This is a genomic window from Halosolutus sp. YCN4 (assembly GCF_059736495.1).
Window position 1 is genome coordinate 23,343 of record NZ_JCASSM010000005.1, and the last position, 21,860, is coordinate 45,202.

21 protein-coding genes and 1 pseudogene are annotated in these 21,860 nt (G+C 63.3%); 12 read left to right on the forward strand and 10 right to left on the reverse strand.

The window, feature by feature from the left end; all coding sequences use genetic code 11:
- Positions 1–47: 47 nt before the first annotated feature.
- A complete protein-coding gene (locus AC6I6X_RS17845; RefSeq protein WP_497931908.1) occupies positions 48–254 on the reverse strand; it encodes a hypothetical protein in 207 nt (68 codons plus the stop codon).
- Between the two features lie 395 nt (positions 255–649).
- On the opposite strand from AC6I6X_RS17845, the gene AC6I6X_RS17850 reads away from it, so the two are divergent.
- The 7 genes and pseudogenes from AC6I6X_RS17850 to AC6I6X_RS17880 all read left to right on the forward strand — a co-directional run bounded on the left by AC6I6X_RS17850 (position 650) and on the right by AC6I6X_RS17880 (position 5,124).
- The gene (locus AC6I6X_RS17850; protein ID WP_497931909.1) at positions 650–925 is read left to right on the forward strand and encodes a PadR family transcriptional regulator; all 276 of its coding nucleotides are present in this window, start codon (positions 650–652) and stop codon (positions 923–925) included.
- A gap of 92 nt (positions 926–1,017) precedes the next feature.
- The gene (locus tag AC6I6X_RS17855) at positions 1,018–1,329 is read left to right on the forward strand and encodes a hypothetical protein (protein WP_497931910.1); all 312 of its coding nucleotides are present in this window, start codon (positions 1,018–1,020) and stop codon (positions 1,327–1,329) included.
- Between the two features lie 583 nt (positions 1,330–1,912).
- Positions 1,913–3,163 carry a hypothetical protein gene (locus AC6I6X_RS17860; protein ID WP_497931911.1) on the forward strand — a complete coding sequence of 417 codons (1,251 nt, stop codon included), beginning with the start codon at positions 1,913–1,915 and terminating at the stop codon, positions 3,161–3,163.
- Positions 3,164–3,319: 156 nt separating this feature from the next.
- Entirely contained in the window at positions 3,320–3,448 is a 129-nt protein-coding gene (locus AC6I6X_RS17865; protein ID WP_497931912.1) for a hypothetical protein, read from the forward strand.
- Complete coding sequence (locus AC6I6X_RS17870) at positions 3,448–4,383, forward strand: tyrosine-type recombinase/integrase (RefSeq protein ID WP_497931913.1); 936 nt, start codon at positions 3,448–3,450, stop codon at positions 4,381–4,383. Before AC6I6X_RS17865 ends, AC6I6X_RS17870 begins: the two co-directional genes overlap by 1 nt.
- Positions 4,384–4,395: 12 nt before the next feature.
- A pseudogene (locus AC6I6X_RS17875) lies at positions 4,396–4,608 on the forward strand (hypothetical protein); the annotation flags it as partial.
- A gap of 75 nt (positions 4,609–4,683) precedes the next feature.
- On the forward strand, positions 4,684–5,124 hold the full coding sequence (locus tag AC6I6X_RS17880; protein WP_497931914.1) for a universal stress protein: 441 nt from the start codon (positions 4,684–4,686) through the stop codon (positions 5,122–5,124).
- Positions 5,125–5,153: 29 nt separating this feature from the next.
- Here AC6I6X_RS17880 and AC6I6X_RS17885 read toward each other — a convergent pair whose 3' ends face one another.
- Entirely contained in the window at positions 5,154–7,430 is a 2,277-nt protein-coding gene (locus AC6I6X_RS17885) for an amino acid permease (RefSeq protein WP_497931915.1), read from the reverse strand.
- 136 nt (positions 7,431–7,566) lie between these two features.
- On the opposite strand from AC6I6X_RS17885, the gene AC6I6X_RS17890 reads away from it, so the two are divergent.
- The gene (locus AC6I6X_RS17890) at positions 7,567–8,325 is read left to right on the forward strand and encodes an Lrp/AsnC family transcriptional regulator (RefSeq protein WP_497931916.1); all 759 of its coding nucleotides are present in this window, start codon (positions 7,567–7,569) and stop codon (positions 8,323–8,325) included.
- 236 nt (positions 8,326–8,561) lie between these two features.
- Here AC6I6X_RS17890 and AC6I6X_RS17895 read toward each other — a convergent pair whose 3' ends face one another.
- Entirely contained in the window at positions 8,562–9,893 is a 1,332-nt protein-coding gene (locus AC6I6X_RS17895; protein WP_497932222.1) for a hemolysin family protein, read from the reverse strand.
- 305 nt (positions 9,894–10,198) lie between these two features.
- Here AC6I6X_RS17895 and AC6I6X_RS17900 point away from each other — a divergent pair, with 305 nt between their 5' ends.
- Positions 10,199–10,903, forward strand: coding sequence for a tyrosine-type recombinase/integrase (locus AC6I6X_RS17900; protein ID WP_497931917.1), 705 nt, complete (start codon positions 10,199–10,201; stop codon positions 10,901–10,903).
- Between the two features lie 1,232 nt (positions 10,904–12,135).
- On the forward strand, positions 12,136–12,561 hold the full coding sequence (locus AC6I6X_RS17905; RefSeq protein WP_497931918.1) for a pyridoxamine 5'-phosphate oxidase family protein: 426 nt from the start codon (positions 12,136–12,138) through the stop codon (positions 12,559–12,561).
- A 172-nt stretch (positions 12,562–12,733) separates the two neighbouring features.
- Here AC6I6X_RS17905 and AC6I6X_RS17910 read toward each other — a convergent pair whose 3' ends face one another.
- Positions 12,734–13,768 carry a deoxyhypusine synthase gene (locus AC6I6X_RS17910; RefSeq protein ID WP_497931919.1) on the reverse strand — a complete coding sequence of 345 codons (1,035 nt, stop codon included), beginning with the start codon at positions 13,766–13,768 and terminating at the stop codon, positions 12,734–12,736.
- Between the two features lie 94 nt (positions 13,769–13,862).
- Positions 13,863–14,630: a Nif3-like dinuclear metal center hexameric protein gene (locus AC6I6X_RS17915; RefSeq protein ID WP_497931920.1), complete on the reverse strand. Its 768-nt coding sequence runs from the start codon at positions 14,628–14,630 to the stop codon at positions 13,863–13,865.
- A gap of 120 nt (positions 14,631–14,750) precedes the next feature.
- Here AC6I6X_RS17915 and AC6I6X_RS17920 point away from each other — a divergent pair, with 120 nt between their 5' ends.
- A complete protein-coding gene (locus AC6I6X_RS17920) occupies positions 14,751–15,656 on the forward strand; it encodes an acetamidase/formamidase family protein (RefSeq protein WP_497931921.1) in 906 nt (301 codons plus the stop codon).
- 111 nt (positions 15,657–15,767) lie between these two features.
- On the opposite strand, the gene AC6I6X_RS17925 is transcribed toward AC6I6X_RS17920, so the two are convergent.
- From AC6I6X_RS17925 to AC6I6X_RS17940, 4 genes are all read right to left on the reverse strand, one after another.
- Complete coding sequence (locus tag AC6I6X_RS17925; protein WP_497931922.1) at positions 15,768–16,115, reverse strand: DUF7344 domain-containing protein; 348 nt, start codon at positions 16,113–16,115, stop codon at positions 15,768–15,770.
- A gap of 136 nt (positions 16,116–16,251) precedes the next feature.
- A complete protein-coding gene (speB, locus tag AC6I6X_RS17930) occupies positions 16,252–17,112 on the reverse strand; it encodes an agmatinase (protein ID WP_497931923.1) in 861 nt (286 codons plus the stop codon).
- A complete protein-coding gene (locus tag AC6I6X_RS17935; protein WP_497931924.1) occupies positions 17,112–17,486 on the reverse strand; it encodes a translation initiation factor IF-5A in 375 nt (124 codons plus the stop codon). Before AC6I6X_RS17935 ends, speB begins: the two co-directional genes overlap by 1 nt.
- A 195-nt stretch (positions 17,487–17,681) precedes the next feature.
- Positions 17,682–18,755: an enolase-like domain-containing protein gene (locus AC6I6X_RS17940; RefSeq protein WP_497931925.1), complete on the reverse strand. Its 1,074-nt coding sequence runs from the start codon at positions 18,753–18,755 to the stop codon at positions 17,682–17,684.
- Positions 18,756–18,927: 172 nt separating this feature from the next.
- On the opposite strand from AC6I6X_RS17940, the gene AC6I6X_RS17945 reads away from it, so the two are divergent.
- Positions 18,928–20,193: a sulfite oxidase gene (locus AC6I6X_RS17945; RefSeq protein WP_497931926.1), complete on the forward strand. Its 1,266-nt coding sequence runs from the start codon at positions 18,928–18,930 to the stop codon at positions 20,191–20,193.
- 13 nt (positions 20,194–20,206) lie between these two features.
- On the opposite strand, the gene AC6I6X_RS17950 is transcribed toward AC6I6X_RS17945, so the two are convergent.
- Positions 20,207–21,853, reverse strand: a complete 1,647-nt coding sequence (locus AC6I6X_RS17950; protein WP_497931927.1) for an ABC1 kinase family protein — start codon at positions 21,851–21,853, stop codon at positions 20,207–20,209.
- Between the last annotated feature and the right edge of the window lie 7 nt (positions 21,854–21,860).

Genomic DNA, 21,860 nt, shown 5'->3' on the forward strand with positions numbered 1-21,860 from the left:
TCGACGCGAGGTCGACACGATCGACGAACCGTGTCTCCCGGCGGCGATTACCGGCGCTGCTTCTGGACGCCCTGCAGAGCCTCCGACCGGGACGTGAATCCGATGCCGATCGCATCGCAGTTCAGACACTCCCAGCGGTACTCGCCCCTGAACCCACGGATAGAAACGGCACCGTCACAGTGCGGACACCGCTTTCGCCGGCGCGACTCCCGTACTCGCTCGAGAATATCGGCGATCGTCCGATTCTCGTTCATTACACCTCCCGCTGTCGATCGGTTCCATATAGGTTTTCTCGTTCGAGACTGCCCGCGACGCCGACTGACCGGTTCGAAATCGTATTCGACCGATCGAATCGGGTGCACTCCCTGCGCTTCGCGCTCCGGGTGTCGCGCCCGATACGATCCCCCCGAGAACCGTGCGTGAGTTACGGGCCTGCACCCGAAGCGCGCGACTTACTGTCAGGTGTGACGAACGCGGCATCCGGTATCGGACTGGTGTGCCACTGTGGCTACGGAAGTCAGGAGTCGTGACGGTCAGGATCGATAAAATCGGATTCGACAGTCACCGAACGAAGATAGTCTCGCGGTATACACGTACAACACAGTTCGGAAAAGAAATCAAATACAGCTTTGGTGAAGACTCCTGTGAGATGAACGACCTCACCGGATTCCAGCGAGACTTACTGTACGTGATCGCAGGTGCCGACCAGCCGTCCGGCCAGGACGTCAAGGAGGACGTCGAGCAATACTACAGCGCCGAAATCAATCACGGCCGGCTGTATCCGAATCTCGACACCCTCGTCAACAAAGAACTCGTCGAGAAAGGGCAACTCGATCGGCGGACGAACTACTACGCCATCACCGACGCGGGAGAGGAAGCGATCCAGGAGCGGCGGGAATGGGAGAACCGGTACGTAAATATGTGAGTCGATTCGCATTCACTCGTATCGAACGTTCACTGATTCCTACGTTTTTGTCGAAAAGAAGGCTTATACCGACAGAATAGCGTTGGCAACGTATGCCCGAAGAGACCACCGAGACCCTGCCAAATCTCGTGACGATCGTTGGCCGAGGCGTGCCATCGAACTACGAAATCACCGTCGACGGCGACATCGAACTCGTCGGTGCCGATCCGCTCGAGGAGGCGACCGTCGTTACGGACCACTCCGCAGAGGGGGCGATCGATACCGGCGTGATGCGGTTCCGGTTCTCCGGCCAGCTGGCGAACGTTCACGTCGTCGACTGGAACGGCGTCCCCGCACCGGACTCGTCCAGTACACCGGACGTCCACATCGACTACGGAGCCCCGCTCCGGAGCGACAACAACTAGATTCACTTTTCGATCGGGTCCGCAGTAGACGTACTGTTTCGGACGCGCTGATACGGGCTGCTGTCCGTCATGTAGCACGGGGGACGTTCCAGCGCGACCACGCCCCATCTGCGGGTGCGCCGGGACATCGGGACAGCAACCCGTACGAATCCCCGTCCCCCGTCCGAGATGGAGGAGCCGCGAACGGAACGTCACGTCCGCCGTGTACCTGTGGCCACGGTGAATTTCGTGATCTACGTTATTTCGGTCGTTTCGTCGCCCGTACGCGCAAGCGAAGCGCCGTTCGTGAGTTACGTGGTGCGTTCCGATTTCGGGAACTAGTCACTGGCGTCCGACCCAGTTAGGTTCCGGTGACATGTAAATCGGTGGCCTCGGTACTCGAACGGAAACGGTGTACTCGTACCGCCCAGCCGAATCCATCTGTACTCACTTCGGCAAGTGGTATTCGGGCAGAATCGAACGCGATGGTAGCGCGCTATCAGTACGTTTCGAATTCGGTAGGGTTGGGTCGGCCTGTCGCACGGTACTCACATGGGGACGTCGCCACCAGCCGTTAAGACCCCCCACGATGAACCGTCTGACGATGTGTCGTTCTCTCTCGGACGACCACGACGGCCCGACGCTAGTCGCGGCCGAGTGCGAGGGATCGATCGGGCTGCAGATCGACGTGGGGGTGCTGGTCGCACACGCGCCGGGAACCGACCCGAGCCGGCTCCAGTCGTTTGCGACGCGAGCCGCCGAAGATACGGTCGGCGAACTCGCGTCGGTCACGGACGTCACCTGGCGGTTCTACCTCGAAGACGCGGTAACGCTCGCCGACCACGACAAGCGGCGGCCCTCGGAGTTCCTCGACCGCGCCACGCACCAGATGGTCGAGGGGCCGTACGACTTGATCCTCGTCGTGACGGACGTTCCGCTCGTCTCGAGTAAGGAGCGATTCGTCCCCGGACTGGCGTCGCCGCTCTCTCGCATCGCGGTCATCTCGACGCACAACCTCCGCAGTGCGCCCCGTAACGAACCTCGACGCTCGCTCGAGGCCGACGCCGTCCGCTGGAATACGGCCACGCTCGTGGTCCACCTCGTCGGACACATGCTGGGCGCCCGTCACCGCGACGCCGACGGGGGCGTCATGGAGCCGTTCCGGTTCGATCCGGAACGACGGGCCGTTCCGCCGATCGATGCGGACGTCGAGCGGTATCTCCATCGAATCGCCGAGGAGGTCTCCGCGGCTGAAGCCCGCCCACGCGGCCCAGTAGAGCGCCTCACCTTCCACGCAGTCAGTGCTGCTCGAAATCCCGGACAGATCCTGCAGGCGCTCGGGAACAGCCGGGCACCGTTGTTGCCACTCTCGTTACCGAAGCTGTCGACGGCCGCGCTGGCACCAACGCTCGTCATCGTCTTCAGCGCCGAATCCTGGGACGTCGGCTTCCATATGACCAACGTGACGGCAGCGCTGTTCGCGGTCGTCAGTATCTTCACTGCAACGCTCTACCTCCTGTTCGCCCAGAACCTCTCCTTCCCGCGGAAACGACATCAGATCGTCACCGAACACACGGCCCTGGTCAACGTTACGGTCTTTTTCGTCCTCCTTCTCGCGATGGTCGGCTTATTCACGCTCGTGTGGGCGATCATCCTCGTCATCGAACTGGTCGTCTTCCCGCCGAATCTGATGTCCAACTGGCCAAGCCTGGAGGAACCGACCGTGGGCTTCATCGATCTCGTCCGAACCGGTGCGTTCATCAGCACCATCGGGGTACTCTCGGGCGCGTTGGCGGGCGGGCTGGAGAGTCGGCTCATCATCAGCCACCTCGCGCTGTTCCCAGACCGACCGTAGCCTCCTTATCCGAACCAGCGGATCGAGACCCTCGAAACGCAACTGGAGAAGAAGGAGCAACGGGAGAGTGGCAAGGTACAGATAGACGATCCGGAGTTTCTCTTCCGGTTTATCGACACCCAGTATAAACCCCTGGAGGAAATCCTTCAGTCGATCGTGGAAAGCGGGGCGCTGAACGACCTGATCCGGAAGCCGGTCGAGGACCAGCTGTACTTCCTCGCAGCACAGGATCGCGTCGAGTACAAACAGGGCCACGGCTGGAAACTCACGGGAGGTGATGAGTGATGGCCGACGACTGGGAGCGCCAGGTCTTCGACAACAAACACAGCGAAATCCAGGAGTTCCTCACGAGCAAGCAAACGATGGGCCGGAGTCCGCGAACCCTGAACGAGTACAGCCGTGTTCTCAAGAAGTTCTACCACGAGCACTTCCCCGACCTCGCCCCGACTGAAACCGAGGTGCGACACATCGAAGAGTACGTCGCCATCCTCGACGACCGAGGATTGGCCTCCAACACTAAACGTCGCTACCTCGAATGCCTTTCGGCCTTCTTCACGTGGGCGATGAAACGACCACGGTTCGAGGAGATTACGGGGAACCCTGCCGCGGTCGTCCTCGAAGAGTTCCCGCGGACAATCAGGGATCGACCGGACTGCGCCACCTGGGAAAATGGCAAGACGATTATCCACCACATCACCAATCCGCGAAATAAGACGATCGCCATTGTCCTCGCGAAAACCGGGTGCCGACTGATCGAAGCCCTCGAGATCGGGTTGGGCGACCTCATGCTCGAGGAAGGATTCATCCGGCTCAGGAAACGGAAGGGTGGCAAACAAACGGTCGTCCCCATCGATCAGGAAACCATCCGTGCGATTGAACGGTTCATGTATGTCCGCCTGCACGATCCCGGGACGGACTACCTCTTCGTGTCAATCCGTGGCGATCGAGTCAGTCGGGAGCGCGTCCGGAGAGTCATCAGGAAAGCCGCGGTCGACGCCGAGATAATGCAGGAGGGCGAGAAACGGTTCCACAAGAAATTCACCCCGCACACCTATCGAACGGTTTTCACCACGTTGATGCGGAACCAGGGGATGAGCGACCACGTCCTCCGGTACATTCGTGGCGACAGCAACAGCGAGACCATGGACATCTACACCCGCGTCGACAGGAACGAAGCCCGGGAAGAATACCTCGATTGCATCAAACCCGTGAACATCTGAAGGAAATGAGAATCACCGATCGAGCCGGAGCCCGGGGAAGACATCGTTCGGGTTACCGAACACGACGGCTACACCGAAGTGGTAAAACAGGTGTACTGTAGTGAGGACTGTGATGATTGTCCGCACGGTCCGTACCTCTACCACGCCACCCCGGAACGCCATCCGGACGGCACGGAAACGGCGTACTGGAGATTCCTCGGGGAGGTCAACCCCGACGACGAGTGACGTTGGAGTGCTCGATCGAACGACGGTCGACTACCCCACCGAATCGTTATAGTGTGGGATTTCCTCCGTTCTCGTATGAGCAACGCGCACGGCTCTACCCGGGGTGAGCTTCTCGCTCACGTTCTCGTTCCGGTCGCACACGAGGACGATGCCCTGAAGACGGCGATGGCGCTCGAGCCCTACGATCCCGACCACGTGACAGCGCTCCACGTCGTCGAAAAGGGGGAGGGAGTGCCGGACAAAACGCCCGTCGAGCAGTCCGAGGAGTTGGCCGCGGAGTCGTACGCCGCTGTCCGCCAGGTGTTTCCTGACGCCGACGATCACACTGCTTACGCTCGTGACGTCGTCGGAGCGATCTTCGAGGCTGCCGACGATGTCGACGCGAGCACCATCGCGTACCGCGCCCGCGGGGGCAACCGAATCATGCAGTTTCTGTCGGGTGACCGATCGCTCAAACTCGTTACTCAGGCCGATCGGCCCGTCATCGCCCTGCCGCGGACGGAGAGGAACGAGTAACGACGACTCAGTTGAGGACGCTGGACAGGTCAGCGGCGGCCAAAGAGCCGATCACCGAGCGACCGCGACGACGGCCGTTCGGCCAACAGGACGGGCGTGTCGAGGTCCTCGATCACGTCGAACACGAGCGATCCCCGGACGATCCGCGACAGGAGCCCGCGCTCGGTCGCACCGATTATTACGAGCCCGTGATCAGCGCCGGAGCGTTCGATTGCGCTCTCGACGTCTCCGGTCTCGACGTGTAACGCGGCTTCGGACAACTGATGGCTGTCCGCCCACTCGCGCAAGAACTCCCGTCCCTCTGCTTCCTCCCCCTCCTCGGCGACGTGTAACAACGTCACCTCGGCGTCGATCGTATCGTGGAGCGCACGGGCGACCTCTGCGGAGAGGTCGGACGACGCCCCGCCCGCCGTGGGGACGACGATGTCGGTCGGATCGAACTCCGTTGCGTCCAGCACAAGGAAGTCACACGGCAGGTCGTGGGTCAGTTCGTCGAGCGTGCTCTCCGCACGACCCCCAGTAAACCGCGTACCGCCGTAACCCATCACGACCGTGTCGGCGTCGATCGATTGCGCCGCGTCGTAGACCTCTTCGAGACCCCGATGGGAGAGGATCGTCTTCGTCTCGATCGGGACGTCGAACGCCGCGGCGTCCGCTTTAGCGTCGTCGAGAAGCGATTCCGAGACGGCGTCGATCCGATCGCCGTTTTCGGCGGCAGCGGCGAGCGCCGTCTGATCGGGGACGGTCACGATATGCGTCGCGAGGACGCGCCCGTCTTCGTGTTCGGCGAGCGCGCTGGCGAGCGTGATGAGCGCGCGTTCGGTTCGCGGGTTGGCCAGTGCGACCATGATCGTCGGCCCCTTCCCGCCGCTCGGTGCGACTGCATCGGCGGCCTCGACGACGCGATCCGGCATCTCCCCCTCACGGTGGCGGATGTAGTCCGCGAGGACGCCCTGCTGGACCGTCTTGTCCCGAGCGTAGAGGAAGTACCAGAGCACCGCCCCGACGACGAACACCGCGGACAGTGCGATCTCGACTCCGTCCATGAACGCGACGAGGCCGAGCGAGAGGACCGCGCCGAGGATCGGCGTAACGGGATAGAACGGGACCTCGAAGTCGGGATCGTACTCCGGAACGTCGGCTTCTCGAAACACGATGAGTCCGACGTTCATCAGCGCGTACACGATAAGGTGGAGGACGCTCGCCGCTTTCGCGAGCACTTCGATTTCCTGACCCAAGACCGCGATGAACGCGATGATGAGCGCGCCCGTGACGAGGATCGATCGGTAGGGCGTCGCGAAGTTCGGGTGGATCTCGTTGAGCCAGTTGGTGACGATCTTGTCCCGTCCCATCGCGAAGTTGATCCGTGCGGAGGCGAGGATCGAGGCGTTGGCCGACGAGGCCGTCGCCAGCAGTGCGCCGACGGTCATCAACGCCGCGGCGACAGCCGCGACGCCCCCGATGGGACCGATCGAGGCCGGGAACGCGAGCTCGGCGGCCTGTGCGACCGGCGCGTCCTCGCTGAGTTCGGGCCACGAGACGACCCCGAGCATGGTGGTCACGAGGATCGTGTAGATGACGGTCACGATTCCGACGCTCCCGATGATGGCGATCGGGAGGTTCCGGCCCGGATTCTTCAACTCCTCGGCGACAGTCGCGATCTTCGCGTAGCCGAGGAACGAGACGAACACGAGCGCGGTCGCCGGCAGAATCGCGCCCGCCCCGAACGGCGCGAGGCCGCCCTCGTCGGCCAGCGTCGCGTAGTCGAACGACGAGAAACCGGCGAGTGCGAACGCGGTGAGAATCGCGAGCAGGGAGAACACGATGATCGTCTGGACGCCGCCGGTCTCCTTCGCCCCGATGTAGTTGACACCGACGAAGACCGCTCCCGCGATGAGTGCGCCGACCTGGATGGGGCTGAGGAAGACAATCTCGGGCAGTGGGACGAAGACGGCGAGATACTGGCCGAAGCCGATACAGTAGAACGCCGAGGCGAAGGCCAGTCCCATCCAGTCGCCCATGCCGGCGATCGATCCGAACATCGGTCCGAGCGACTTGTTGATGTAGTAGTAACCGCCGCCGGCTTTCGGCATCGCGGTGCCGAGTTCGGAGACCGACAGCGCGTTCACCATTGCGATCAGGCCGCCGACGACGAACGAGATGACGACGATCGGCCCTGCTGCGTTGGCGGCAACGCCGGGCAAGACGAAGATGCCGGCACCGATCATCGTCCCGATACCGATCGTCATCGCCGAGATGAGGCCGAGGTCCTTCGCGAGCTCCTCGTCGCTCTCGCCGTGGCTCATACCCGGAAATCGGATAGCCCATATATAAGATCATCGGTAGAAAATGCTGTATCAGCAATAATAGGGGTGGATAATTGCGCATTAAGCATTCGCTATTCCAGAACAATATAAATGACCACGAGTCGATACGAGTGACATGGACTATCGGCTCGACGAGATCGATCGGCGCATCATTTACGAGTTGATGCGGGATGCCCGAAACACATCCGCACCGACGATTGCCGAACAGGTCAACGTCTCCCCGGGAACGATACGCAATCGGATCGACAACCTGGAAGAGCACGACATTATCCGAAACTACACCGCCGAAATCGATTTCGAACGGGCGGAGGGCCATCTGACGAATCTCTACGTCTGCAACGTACCGGTCTCCGAACGCAATGCGCTCGCGCAGGAAGCCAGCGCTGTCCCCGGAGTCATCAACGTCCGACAGCTGATGACCGGCCGACGAAACCTGCACATTTTAGCTGTCGGTGAAGACACGGAACACCTCAGGCGGATCGCACGAGCACTCTCACGACTGGGGATCGAGATCGAGGACGAGACACTCGTGGAATCCGAAACACACAGTCCTTACACCGCGTTCGGTCCCGACGAGGAAATTTCCTCACCCAGAGCGACAGACATCATCAGCCTCGCTGGTGATGCGAATGTCGTCGATGTAACTGTAGCAGACGATGCTCCGATCGTCGATCGTACACTTGCAGAGGCGGTTGAAAATAATGTTCTCGACGATGACTCGTTAGTTATCGCGATCGAACGAGGAGATCACGTATTGACGCCGCATGGAACAACTGTTATTCAACCAGATGACATCGTGACGGTACTGTCTCGGAGTGGTAATACTGATGATGTCCTCACGGCATTTACCGCCGACGAAGCAGTTCAAGAGTAGGACTATTGTGGATATCACCACTTGCTTTGTCTAGCAGACTTCTAAGAGAAGAATCTATAACTACTAGGTTCCGAAGCATAACGTTCGTACGTATATCGCGCATATCGTTCACTCCTACCAATGTGAGACAAACAATGGTGTTGTGCTGAACTCATCCTCTAAGTCTTGCACGCCGATTTCGACAGATTTGTGATCTGCTACACTGGAAAGTATGAGGATCAACGCTTATATCACTATCAGTCCACTGCTGGATCGCCGATATCTCTTTCGTGGACCCATACCGTCGAAATTCGGGTCCCCTCGACGCTCGTTACCTCAACGACGTGACCGTCGATCTCGACGCGATCGCCAGGTTCTGGCGCGCGGTTGAGTCGTCCCAGCACCAGCCCACCGATCGTTTCGACCGTTTCGCTCTCGAAGTCGCCATCGAGGGCGTCGGAAACTTTCGACAATGGGACTCCGCCGTCAATGTCGTACCCCCCATCGTCACGCTGGCGTATCGAATGTTCGCGCTCATCGAGATCGAACCCGTCCCGAAGGTCCCCGACGAGGGCCTCGACGATGTCTTCGACCGTCGCAATCCCCTCGAACGCTCCCCACTCGTCGATGACTGCGGCCATCTGCTGGCGATCCTCCCTGAACTGTATCAGGAGATCGCTTATTGCCATCGTCTCCGGGACGATGAGAATCTCGCGGGCGATGTCACCAACTACCTCGGCATCCCCATCGTCCACCTCTGCTCGCAATACGTCCTTGACATCGACGAATCCGACCACCTGGTCACCGTCGTTGGCGTCAAGAACCGGATAGCGCGTGTGACCGGCCTCTAAGACGGTCGAATGTAGTTCGGAGAGCGTGGCATCCGCCGGAACGCTCACCACGTCCGGCCGTGGGACCATGACCTCCCGCACCACGGTGTCGTCGAGATCGAAGACGCGCTCGATCATCGTCACTTCTGCCACGTCGATGTCCCCGCCCTCGCCCGATCGTGTGAGTACCCGAAGGAGTTCCTGCTCACCGAGTGTCTCATCCGTTTCGGACGCGGGCGGCACACCGAGCGACCGCGTGAAAGCATTGGCTGCCCCGTTGAAGACGACAATTCCCGGATAGAGGATGTAATAGAAGAACTTCATCGGCGGGGCGAGGAACAGCGAGAGTCGCTCGGTCTGGGCGATTGCGAGCGTCTTCGGTGCGAGTTCACCGAAGACGACGTGGAGAAACGTAATGATACTAAAGCCGATTGCGAACGCGACGAGATGGATGAGATTCGCCGGGAGAACCGGTTCCAGTACGGGCTCGATGAGCGCCGCCACGGCGGGTTCGCCGACCCATCCCAATCCGAGCGAGGCGATGGTGATGCCGAGTTGCGTCGTGGCGAGGTAGTTGTCGAGGTTCGTCATCACTTCTTGGAGCGTTCCCGAGCCGGGCCGCCCCTCTTCGACGAGTTGGTCAACCGACGTTCCCCGAATCCGAACGAAGGCGAACTCTGCAGCGACAAAAAAGCCGTTGAGCACCACGAGAAACAGCGCTAAGACGATTTGTGCCGCTGAGAGCGCGACGTTTACCATCGGTACCCCCGGAACGTACTGCCGTTCGATTGGAGTGTGTCCATAGCTATGCATCTCGTTCCACCGACTAAAACCATCTAATGAATTCGCGGGTGACTGACTGCTGTCAGTAGTGAACTGGTTCCGGGGATCTAGAGGCCATCGACTGTCCTCCTCGTTCCGTCGACTGCCTGCGAACATGGGCTCCGACATTTAGTAGGCGCATCAGCATCGGGTCCTGCTGAAGTGAAGCTCTCAATTCAGCACTGCCAAACAATCTCCATTTTGAATAGTTTCTCTGGGACTCGCGCACATCTCCGGCTGTAATGACCCAGCATCAGTCTGAGTCATCAACGTGGGCGAAGCGCCATCGACGAGCATTGACGACACGCCATTGTCACGAAGATGTCCTCACTGACCGAGAGTTCGAGTTGCTACTCGAAGCCTGCTCGGAGTTACCCAGTCCCCGTGATTTCCAAGCTCGGTTCATCTGTTTGGCCGCAGGACGGCTCGGATTGCGGGGCGGAGAGATTTCCCACCTCAATACCGAGTGGTTCGACTGGGATCGGAAACTGCTCCAGATTCCCCAGCATGAACCGTGTTCCTGCGGATACTGTCGTCGCCAAGCAGCTCAGGAAGTGAACCACTGTGACGACCTCACCGAGGACGAGGTAGTAGAGGCGCGGTGGCATCCGAAGACGATCTCCTCTGCGCGAGCTATCCCCTTCGACCTGTCTTTGCGTCTCGAATTGTGTATCGAACGGTTCGCCAAACGCTACGATTCGTTCCCCCATTCGTGCTCGACGATTAATAGACGGGTGAACGAAGCGGCCGAGGCTGCCGATCTCCGAGGGCGTGTTTATCCACACTGTTTGCTAGCAACGGCTGCGAGCTATCACGCCTACCAAGGGGTTGCGCCAGTCCCATTACAGGCACTGATGGGGTGGAGCGATCTCGCCACTGCTCAGAGATACATTCGCATTTCTGGGACAGCGACTGCCGATGCACTCCGGCAAGGACAACGCCGATAACTAACAGCCCACACATGATTCTTGTAGCCTCTGCTGCATACAGGGCGCGAATGTCGTAATCCGGATCGTGCCGAAATCATAATTAATAATACCTGTTTCGTTTTCAGTCTCCCTTCAGTTCATCCATACACTCGGTGCAAACTTTCAGACCATTTCCCCCGGCAAAGTCTTCTTCGCCGTGATTGATTGAGTCGATCAGTTCTTTCGTGATAGCATCCGGCGAGATGTTTCGAAGATCATCCACATCACGGCCGCATCGAGCACATTTGACCATGTGATGAATTAACAAACCACAGCTTATTATTGTTGGCCACGAATCCTACCGTTAACGCTGTACCCTATCGTTACCGATTTGCTGCATCTTCTATATTCAGCACGCGACTCCTGTCAGTTGAAGGGTTCAAAGACGCTGAATAGAGAGCGCAAATGTGGCATAAATCGAGGGCCGATCTGCAAAGGGAGTGATCGGCAGGACGAAGGACGAATAACACGGTCTATCGAGGATTGACCTATCGGCTGACCGAGGGTGGCATCTCCATCACGCTGACCGTTCGAAATAGCCCCTGTTTTCAGAATTTGACGGGTGTTTTCTGGCTTTAAATAACCGTTAGACTCTAGTCCATTCGTCTCGTAAATACTAACGTCAGTTATGAGGCCTCGGCACTCATAGGGCTCGTCACGATCGGATGCCGAGTCCGACTCGGAGCGGGTGCATCGTCATCGGCCGATCGGCCCTACGGCCGACGGTCAAAAGACGGTTTGGATCGGCGGGTCAGGACTGGTCCGATAGATCGGCAGTCGAACCGGGGAATCCGGCGTTGAACTCGTCGACGAGGTTCTGGAGGCGGTGGGAACTCCGCGTGAACGTCCGGGGCGCCCGATCAGTCGGGGTGCGAGCGATCGGTTCGGGAGGGGTCCGGGCGGGCGATGGGTTCGTGGGTCGGTCCGGCGTCGAGTCGGGCGTGGAGTGTCGTGTGTGCATGTCGGTCGGGTGGTGATGGGGTCGTCGCGAAACGATGCGCTACGCGGAAAACGAAGTCAGGCGCCTACGTGTACGACCGACATCTGTACCCCGTTCTACAGACCAGACATGCATAAAAGTTCGTGATGAATCAACTATGGCCGCACTGACGTGTGAAAGCAACCCACACGGATGCCAATCGGTAACGAAATACCCCACCAGATTACGAGTCCCGAGGAGGCGGTCCGCTCGCGACCGGTCCGGCACCAGCATGGCGATCGCTTTTGACGGTCGAGACCGCCTACCGATCGTGACAGCTGTCCCGGCGGAAGCGGAGCGATTGCTCGAGAGCGAGCCGGTGATGGCCCACCTCGGGACCTGCGTCGAGGGGCGACCCCACGTCGCGCCGGTGTGGTACCGGTACGCGGACGGCGTCGTCGAAATCGTGACGACGGGGCGAAAGCTGGCGAACATCCGCGAGAACCCCCGCGTCGCGCTCTCGGTGCAGGCCGACGAGGCGGGCGAGACGAAGTGGACGGTGACGCTGCTCGGCACGGCGACGATCGTCGACGACGAGGCCGAGACGAAGCGGGCCCGCGAACGGATCAACGAGAAGTACGGCGCGGAACCGGAGGCCTACGCCGAGAACGAACTCGTCCGGATCGACGTGGGATCGACGAGCTACCGGACGTACTGAGACGGTCTGCGGTGCCGATACCGGTGCAACCGCGATCGGCCTGCAGTCCCACCGGACCTGACGGACAGGAGTCCGTCCGCGTGGGGTCCCGGAACGACCGGCCGGGTGAGTCCGTACCGTGAGTATGCGGCCGCGATCGACCGGGGCGCTCGCGCCCGCCGCAACGTGGCGGCTAACCGTCGAGGCGTTCCCGCGCGGCGGCGACCACGAGCGGGAGCGTGATCGTCGCGTCGGCGTAGACCGAGACGTTCTCGGCGTCCTTCTCGAGTTTGCCCCACGATCGGGCCTCGTCGAGCGTGGCCCCCGAGAGGCCGCCAGTCTGCTTGGGATCCATCGTCAACTGGACGCCGTAGTCGTACGCACCGGGGGTGACGAGCATCGTCTGCAGGGTGAAGTTCTTGGGGACGCCGCCGCCGACGAGGAAGGCCCCGGCCTCCTCCGCCTCGAAGGCGCGATCGGTGAGGGCGGTCATGTCCGACAGCGCGTCGAGCGAGAAGTCGGAGGTCTGGGAGTACATCCAGGCCTGCAGGCCGAGCACGGAGTCCTGGACGGCGGGACAGTAGATCGGCACGTCGTTCTCGGAGGCCGCGGCCGCGATGCCGGGGGCCTCGTCGACGTCGTCGCGCTCGTTGACCGCGGCGTTGGCCCGCCCGAGTTCGCGGGTGAGCCGTTCGATGCCGACGACGCCCTCCGCTTCGAGCACCGGGAACACCTCCTCCCGGAGGTGGGACTCGAACGTCGCGAAGAACTCCTGTGGCAGGTAGACGTTGTAGATCCGATCGACGCCCTCGTCCCGGAGCGTCTCGTCGTGCTCTCGCTCCGTCTTGCCCTCGGCGTGGGCGCACCCGTGGTGGTGCTTGCCGCCGATCGCCTCGATGGAATCGTGGGTGAGGTTCGCCCCCGTCGTCACCAGGACGTCGATGTAGCCGTCGCGAATCAGGTCGGCGACGATCCGGCGCATCCCGCTCGGAACCATCGCGCCCGCGAGCGAGAAGAAGACCGTCACGTCGTCGTCGAACATGGCCTCGGTCACGTTCACCGCCTCGTGGAGCGACGACGCGCCGATGCCCGCCTCGCCGTACTCGTCGGCCAGTTCGCCGACGGTCATTCCGGCCCGGGCCTCGGCGTGGCCGATCGGATCGTGGCTGAACGTCTCCCGATCGGGGTCGTGGTGCACGTCGTGCTCGTCGCCGTCCTCGTCCGTCATGTCCCAGCGTCGGTGACCCAGCGATTTGAACGCCGCGGTTCCCCGGGGACCCGCGGCGTCGATCGGCGGAACGTGCGTCCCCCGCAGAGCGCCGTCACAGTCCGGTCGGGACCTCGAGGTAGGTCGTCTCGAGCCCCCACTCGTCGGCGAGTCCCTGCAGGGCGCGGACGCCGAAGGTCTCGGTCGCGTAGTGGCCCGCGAGGAAGACGTGAATCCCCGCCTCGCGAGCCTCGTGGTACGCTTTCTGTTTCCCTTCGCCGGTCACCAGCGCGTCCGCGTCGGCCGCGACGGCCTCGTCGAGCCAGTCCGTCCCGCTCCCGGTGACGATTGCGACCTCGTCGATCTCCTCGGGACCGAACTCGAGCACCTGGACGGGCTGTCCGCCGGTCACGAGGGCGGTCTCGAGTCGCTCGCGCAGTTCGTCCGGCGCGACCGACTCGGGCGCGACGCCGCGTTGGCCGACGTATTCGGGGCCGAGTTTGCCGAACGGGGCCCGGTTCTCGAGGCCGAGACGGTCGGCCACGCCCGCCGCGTTCCCGAGTTCCGGATGCCCGTCCAGCGGCAGGTGCGAGACGTACAGCGCGAGGTCACCCTCGATCAGGGGGGCGATCCGATCGTACGTGCGGCCGGTCACGCGATCGAACCCGCCCCAGGAGAGCCCGTGGTGGGTGACGAGGGCGTCGGCCCCGGCGTCGATCGCCCGGTCGATCGTCTCGCGAACGCCGTCGACCGCGAACGCGACGTGATCGACGGTTCCCTCGTCGGGGCCGACCTGCAACCCGTTCGCGCTCGCGTCGAGATCGGCGTAGTCGTCGGTCCGTAACTCCTCGTCGAGTCGATCGGCGAACTCCGAGAGGTCCATGTCCACGGCTTGGTACGCGATCGGCTTGTACCCTAGCGACTCCGATCGCGCGGTGCGTGCCTGCCGGCAGCGTCTTCGGCCGGCGGGGAATTTACGGCACTCCCCGGCGACGGATGACGTATGACACGCCGGACTGTCTCCCACGAGGACGGTGCGATCTACGAGTTCACCCCCGATCTCGAGGCGATCGCGACGATCGACCCGGGAACGGAACTGACGATCGAGACGCGGGACAGCTTAGACGGCGCGGTCCAGGACGAGTCGGACGTGATCGAGTCGGTCCCGGAGGAGGTCAACGCCGCGACCGGCCCGATCGCGGTCGAGGGTGCGACGCCGGGAGACGTCCTCCGGGTCGAAATCGAGGAGATCCGACTCGCCGAAGCCCAGGGCCGGGTGATCACCATCGACGGCTTCGGCCTGCTCGATCGGCACGAGGACATCGAGGCGCCCCGCACGCGGATGACGCCGGTCGACGACGGGACGATCGCGTTCGACGACCTCGAAGTCTCCGTCGACCCCGTCATCGGCACGATCGGCGTCGCCCCGGAGTCGGAGTCGCACACGACGCTCGTCCCCCACGACCACGGCGGCAACCTGGACACGACGGACGTGACCGCCGGAAACGCGATCTACTTTCCCGTCTTTCAGGACGGCGCGATGCTAGCCATGGGCGACTGCAAGGCCGCGATGGCGGACGGCGAGATGTGCGGCACGGGTGCGGAGATCGCGACCGAGATCGACGCGACGATAGAGGTGCTCGAGGACGCCGCGATCGACCTCGAACGGCCGCTGGTCGAGACCCCCGACGCGTGGAAGACGATCGCGAGCGCGGAGACGCTCCAGGCGGCCTGCGAACTCGCGAACCGGGACGCGATCGAACTGCTCCGGGGCGAGCACGGGTTCGACGCGACCGACGCCTACATGTTCTCGAGTCTCGTCGGCGGCCTCGAGATCAGCCAGGTGGTCGACCCGCTCGTGACGGTGCGCAACGCGGTGCCGAAGGAGTACCTCTCCGGCCCGTTCTGATAGGGATTATCGCAGCCAACCGGAGATCTCGAAACCCGGCCTTCGGCGCTGTGTCTCGGTTCTTCAGAGAGACACTATGAACTCCTACGATAATCCCTATGAGACGGTCGCTCAATCGGATTCGACGAGCGGTTCGAACGCACCCTCGGCTGGGACCAGTTCCGCGATCGGCGTGGTCAAGACGACCTCCTTCGACGCCGGCCGGTAGTCGACGACGTCGTGGTCGTCCAGTCGCGGGAGGTGGTGGTGGACGAGCGAAACCGCGATCCGCGATCGATCGACCGGGCCGCCGTCGGCGGGCGGTTCCGTCCGCTCCCCAGTGGCGAGTTCGTCGACGAGTTCCTCGACGGTTGCCCGTTTCCCCGGGTCCAGGTACGAGAGCACGCGCTGGCGATCGGGATCGGCCAGAAGTGCGGAGACCGTCGCCGGCTCGAGCGCGGTTGGCTCCGGTGTGGTCATGCGTTGTCGACTCGGACACGTTCCTACCAAGTTCTTGAGCCAAACCAGTTGGGGCTGAACGGCTCGTGGGTACCGCGGTCCCGATCGCTGTGCGAGGAGTCCCTCGCGAGATCGAACCGAGACGCGCACCGCAGCGCTACGATCGATCGGCGGCGTTCGAGAAGACGAACTCCCGGAGGAGTTTGCCCGCCAGCGCGGCGGCCTGGCCGTCGTCCCGATCGTTGACTTCCACGACGTCGAACCCGGTCGCGTGCGGGGCGACCTGGCGAACGACGTCGCGCATCTCGCGCGGTTCGAGGCCGAACGGTTCCATCGTCCCGGTTCCCGGCGCGTACGCGGGGTCGGCCGCGTCGATGTCGACGCTCAGGTAGACGTCGCGATCGGCCAGCGAGTCGGGCACGGACCACGCCGCGACGTCCTCGGGCGGGACGACGGTCACGTCGGACTCGTCCGCCCGCACCCACTCGTCTTCGCTGCCCGTTCGCGCGCCGAGGACGAACAACTCCTCGACCGAGTCCGTGTCGTCGAGGATCCGTCGCATCACGCTGGCGTGGCTGAGCGGGTTGCCGTCGTAGGCGTCGCGCAGGTCGAGGTGGGCGTCGAGCGAGACGACGACCTCGGGTTCGACCGCGCGTGCGCCGGCCAGCGAGACGGTGTGTTCCCCGCCGAGCGTCAGCGGGACGGCGCCGTCCCGGACGACCTCGCGCAGGGTCCCCGCCAGCCACTCGAGGTACTCGTCGACGTCGTCCCACGCGCGAACGTCGCCGTGGTCGGCGACGGCGCAGTCGGAAAAGTACTGGTCGGTTCGACGATCGTAGTCGTCGAACGTCTCCGCAAACGTCCGGATGCGCCGGGGCCCGAAGCGGGTTCCCGGCTGAAAGGTCGTCGAGGCGTCCAGGGGCGCACCGACGACCACGAAGTTCGCGCCCTCCGAATCGGCCGCGTGGCCGGTCGCGTCGGACCCGTTCGTCCGGTAGTCGGTCGCCCCGGGAAACATCAGACGATCTTTCGCTGGTCGTCCATCTCGAGGTACTCGATGTTGTCGTCCGGGGAGACGTCCTGGTCCTCGGGAACCCGCATCGTGATCGTCTCGTAGGTCTCTAAGTCCATGACCTGCATATCCGAGCCGTCGACGGAGACGACCTGGCCCTGTTTGCGCTCGATGATCGGGACCCAGATCTTGGCGTCGACCGGCTGCGAGAGCGATCGCTTCTTGCCGTCGAAGACGCCGACGGCCTCGACGCGAGCCTTGGCGCTGCCGTGTTTGCCCGGCTTCGCCGTCGAGTACGAGTTGATCTTGCACGCGGCGTCGTCGATCATGACGTAGCTCCCTTCCTGAAGGTCGCGAACTTCTTGCTGCTGTTTCGCCATGTCCCGGGGTAATCAACCGACGCTCATAAACCGTTTGGAACACCGGCGGGACGTGTCACGTCGACATACAGCGGGACGGCCGTCGGGCGGCCGTTCGCGATCGATCGCCGACTCGCAACGGCGAGGGCACTGCCGATCGATCCTCGCGCCCGTCGGGACGATCGGCGAATGTGGTACCCGGCGGATCCGATCGATTCACCACCGAAATCCGCGGGCCTCGGCCGGCGGTTCGAGCGGACTCGTCGGTAACGCTGCCGGGACGTCCGGATCGTTGTAGACGCCGGGAGCGACGTCGTTCGGCCCGTCGGGGTAGCAAAGCGACGCGAGCAACTGGACGTGACCGCGGCCGACGCCGAGTTCGAACTGGCCGCCGCCGTACAGTCGGATCCCGCGCTCGTCGCAGTAGCGAATCGTCTCGAACAGCGACTCGATCGAGCCGAACCGCGAGGGCTTGACGTTCAGCCAGTCGGGCTCCCACGGGAGCGCTTCGACGTCCGCGACGCCGTGGATCGGCGCGTCCCACGAGACGCGGGATCGCACGTCGGGGTCGTCGAACAGGGGCTCGGTCTCGTCGGTCAGTGCGGGGTCCTCGATCACGGCGTCCGGGACGGCCTCGAGGACGAGCGAGTATAGGTCGGGATCCGCAGGCACGTCGACGTCGGTGCCCTCGTACTGGCCCTTGAGGTCGAGGATTCGGACGGCGTCCCGACCGACGGTCTCGTCGATCCCGTCGACGAGGGCCGCGTCCCACTCCGGCGTCGGATCGAGTTTGAACTCGAGGTCCGGCACCCGATCGCGCAGGTCGGCGAGCCGATCGGTCGTCGGCGGATCGCCGAGTCGCGTACTGGCCACGAACCGCACCGGATCGGGCGATCGATCGAGGGCGCTCGCGAGGTCCGTGCCCGCCTGTCGCAGGGCGAGATCCAGCGCGGCGCTCTCGACCCCCCAGCGCCGGTAGTTCCGGAAGACCTCTCGACCGGGGGCACCCCCGGGAAACAGGTCGCGCGACGCGAGCGCGTCCGAGAACGAGTCGATCGTGTACTCGCCGGTCAGGTCGGGGAGGCCGCTGTCGGCCAGCGCGTCGTGGTCGGCCGCTTCGTAGGTGACGTCTTCGCCGATCCCGACGACCGACTCGCCGTCGGGGCCGGGGCCGGACAGCGAGATTTCGGTCGTCACGCGCGTGAAATCGCTCGAGGTCTCGCGCTCGAGGCGATCGGTCGAGACGGAATCGATCGTCACCGGGAGATCGGCGAGTCGGTCGTACTCCATGGACGACACCTCGGACGCCAGCGAAAAGAACGTTATAGTAACGACTGAAACGACTCACACGCTGATCGCGAAGCCGCCTTGCGATCAGGTGTGCAGTGACTGTCAGTGGCTACTATAGAGTCGACGAACGTGAGGGCCAGTTATTTCGTCGTGGCTGTGGGTCGTGTTAGACATGGCCACAGAGAGTCCACGGGAGGGACGTCACGAGGAGATCGAGTCGATCGTCGACCGAAAGGCGGGCGGCGTCACAGAGACGCGGGACGAGGCCGACAAGTACACCGTCGTCGGCGCCGCCGATCGGCGCACGTACGCGAACTGGTTGACGCCGATCGAGGAACACTTCGTCTGCCACCGGAACGACATCCCGGACGCCGAGGCGGACGACTGGACCGTCGCGCTCACCGGGCACGTCGAGGGTGATCTTCCGCTGAGCGAGATCGAGGAGTCGTACCCGACGGTGGCGGTCGCGCACACGATGGAGTGTGCCGGCAACGGTCGCGGCCAGCACCGGCCCGAGACGGGGAGCGTCCAGTGGGGGTTCGAGGCGGCCGCCACGGCCTTCTGGACCGGCACCCCGGTCAGTTCGATCCTCCGCGAGCACGGCGTCGACTCGGCGGACGAGCGGTGGCTCACCGCGGTCGGGGGCGATCCGGCGGACGGCGACGACGTGTTCGCGCGATCGATTCCGCTCTCGAAGGCGCTCGACAACTGCATCCTGGCCTACGAGATGAACGGCGAGCCACTGCCGCGGGAGCACGGCTATCCGGTCCGGCTGATCGTTCCCGGCTGGTACGGCGTGAACAACGTGAAGTGGCTCGAGGAACTCCGGGTCATGGATTCGATGGTGGTCGAGGGATCGCTCGATCGCGACGGCGAACACGCCTACTGGCAACAGACCGCCTACCGAATGCACCCCGAAGGAGTCGAGCCCGAGACGAACGAGACCGTCGAGGCGGTCGACACGTGGGACCAGCTAGAGGGCGCGGTCGAGCACCCCTACACGTTCGACGCGACCGTGATGTCGGTGATCGGGACGCCCTCCGGGGAGGAACCGATTCCGGTGGGCGCGGACGGACCGATCGAAGTTCGCGGGGTCGCCTGGGCGGGCGACGAGGAGGTCGATCGCGTCGAGGTGTCGACCGACGGCGGCGACACCTGGGCCGACGCGGACCTGTTCGGTCCCGAGTACGCGGGCGCATGGCGGCTGTTCCGGTACGACTGGGACGCCGACCCGGGCGAGTACCGGTTGTACTCCCGCGCGACCGACGATCGGGGCCGGCGACAGCCGGCGAGCATCTCCGGGCCGGACGACTGGCGCGACGCCCTCGAAGACGAGGCGTTCCCCTGGAACGAGGGCGGGTACGCCGCGAACGCCTACGAACCGAACGGCGTGGACGTCGCGGTCCGCGAAGCGGACGAGTCGGCGTCCGACGAGTAGCGGTCCGCCAGCGTCACTCGTTTCGGCGACGCTGACGGAGGTTCTGGCGCGTGAACTGCGGCTTCGCACCGATCGACGTCGGTTCGCGGAACGATCGGTACAGCAGGAGGACGACGAACGCGGAGAAGACGGCCGCGACGATCGACGCCTCCGGGGCCTCGAGCGCGTAGAGGACGCCCATCGAGAACAGCGACATCGTCAGCAGCATTCCGTAGATCAGTCGCCTGGCGAAGGTGTCGAAGACGCCCTTCGAGTCCTCGACGCCGATACGGACGTAGAGGTCGTCGCGATCGAGTCGATCGAGCGTGCGCTCGGTCTTCGGCGCGATCCGGGTCAGGGACTCGCCCGATCGGCGGAGTTGTTCGCCGGAGTTCTCGATGTACTGGCGGATGGACTCCTCGCGGTAGCCCTGCTCGGTCAGGTAGTCCGTCGCGGTCGCGATGAAGTCGAAGTCAGAGTCGAGGGTGACACAGACCCCCTCGACGACCGTCGCCACTCGCAGGACGAGCGCGAGGTTCTTCGGCAAGCGGAAGGGGAACTCGTATATCGAGTCCTCGATCTGGCCGACGATCTGCTGGACGCGGTACTGTTCGATGTCCTGCCCGCGGGCGTCGGCGATCGCCAGTTCCATCACCTCCGCCATCACGCCCCGATCGGCCTCCGGGCTCAGGGTGCCGATCTCGATCAGCGCGTCGAGGATGGCGTCGATGTCCTGGTTGGCGACGGCGATGTAGAAGTCGACGATCTTCTCCTGGACGAACTCGTCGACCCGGCCGGACATCCCGAAGTCGTAGAAGATAATCCGGCCCCCGTCGGTCACCGCGAGATTGCCCGGGTGCGGGTCGGCGTGGAAGACCCCGTCGTCGATGATCATCTGGAGGTACGATCGCTGGAGGTTCTCCGCGAGTTCGGTGCGGTCGATCCCCTTGCGATCGAGTTCGTCGACGTCGTTGATCTTCGTTCCTCCGACGTACTCCATCGTGAGCACGCGCGGGCCCGAGTGACTCTCGACGACTCGCGGGATGACGAACCGATCGTCGTCGTCGAAGTTCGCCCGAATCTCGGTGAGCATCGTCGCCTCGCGCTCGTAGTCCATCTCCTCGCGGATCGTCTTGGCGAACTCGTCGGCGAGGTTTTCGAGCGAGAAGGCCCGCGAGTCGTCGACGAAGTACATCAGGATCGGGAGCGACCAGCGGACGACCCGCAGGTCGGCCTCCACCAGGTCCTCGATGCCGGGACGGCGGACTTTGACGGCGACGTCGCGGACCACCTCCCGTTCCAGTCCGTTCTCTCGGACGTCGGCCTGGCCGTCGATTCGCGCCCGGTACACCTGACCGAGGCTCGCGCCGCTGATCGCGTCGGTGTCGAACTCGACGAACCGCTCCTCGACGGGGCCGAGTTCGTCCTCGAGCACCCGCTTTGCGCCGGGCCACTCCGCGGGCGGCACCTCGTCCTGGAGCGCCGAGAGCACCTCGATGTACTCCGGCGGGAGCACGTCCGGGCGGGTCGACAGCAACTGACCGAGTTTGATGAACGTCGGGCCGAGGGTCAAGAGCGACTCGAGCAACACCTCGGCACGGTGGCGATGAGTCTCGGAACCGACCCGCCGTCGCCGACCGAACAGCAGGAACCGCCGCCGGTCACGCGCGTACGCGAGCAACAGCGGG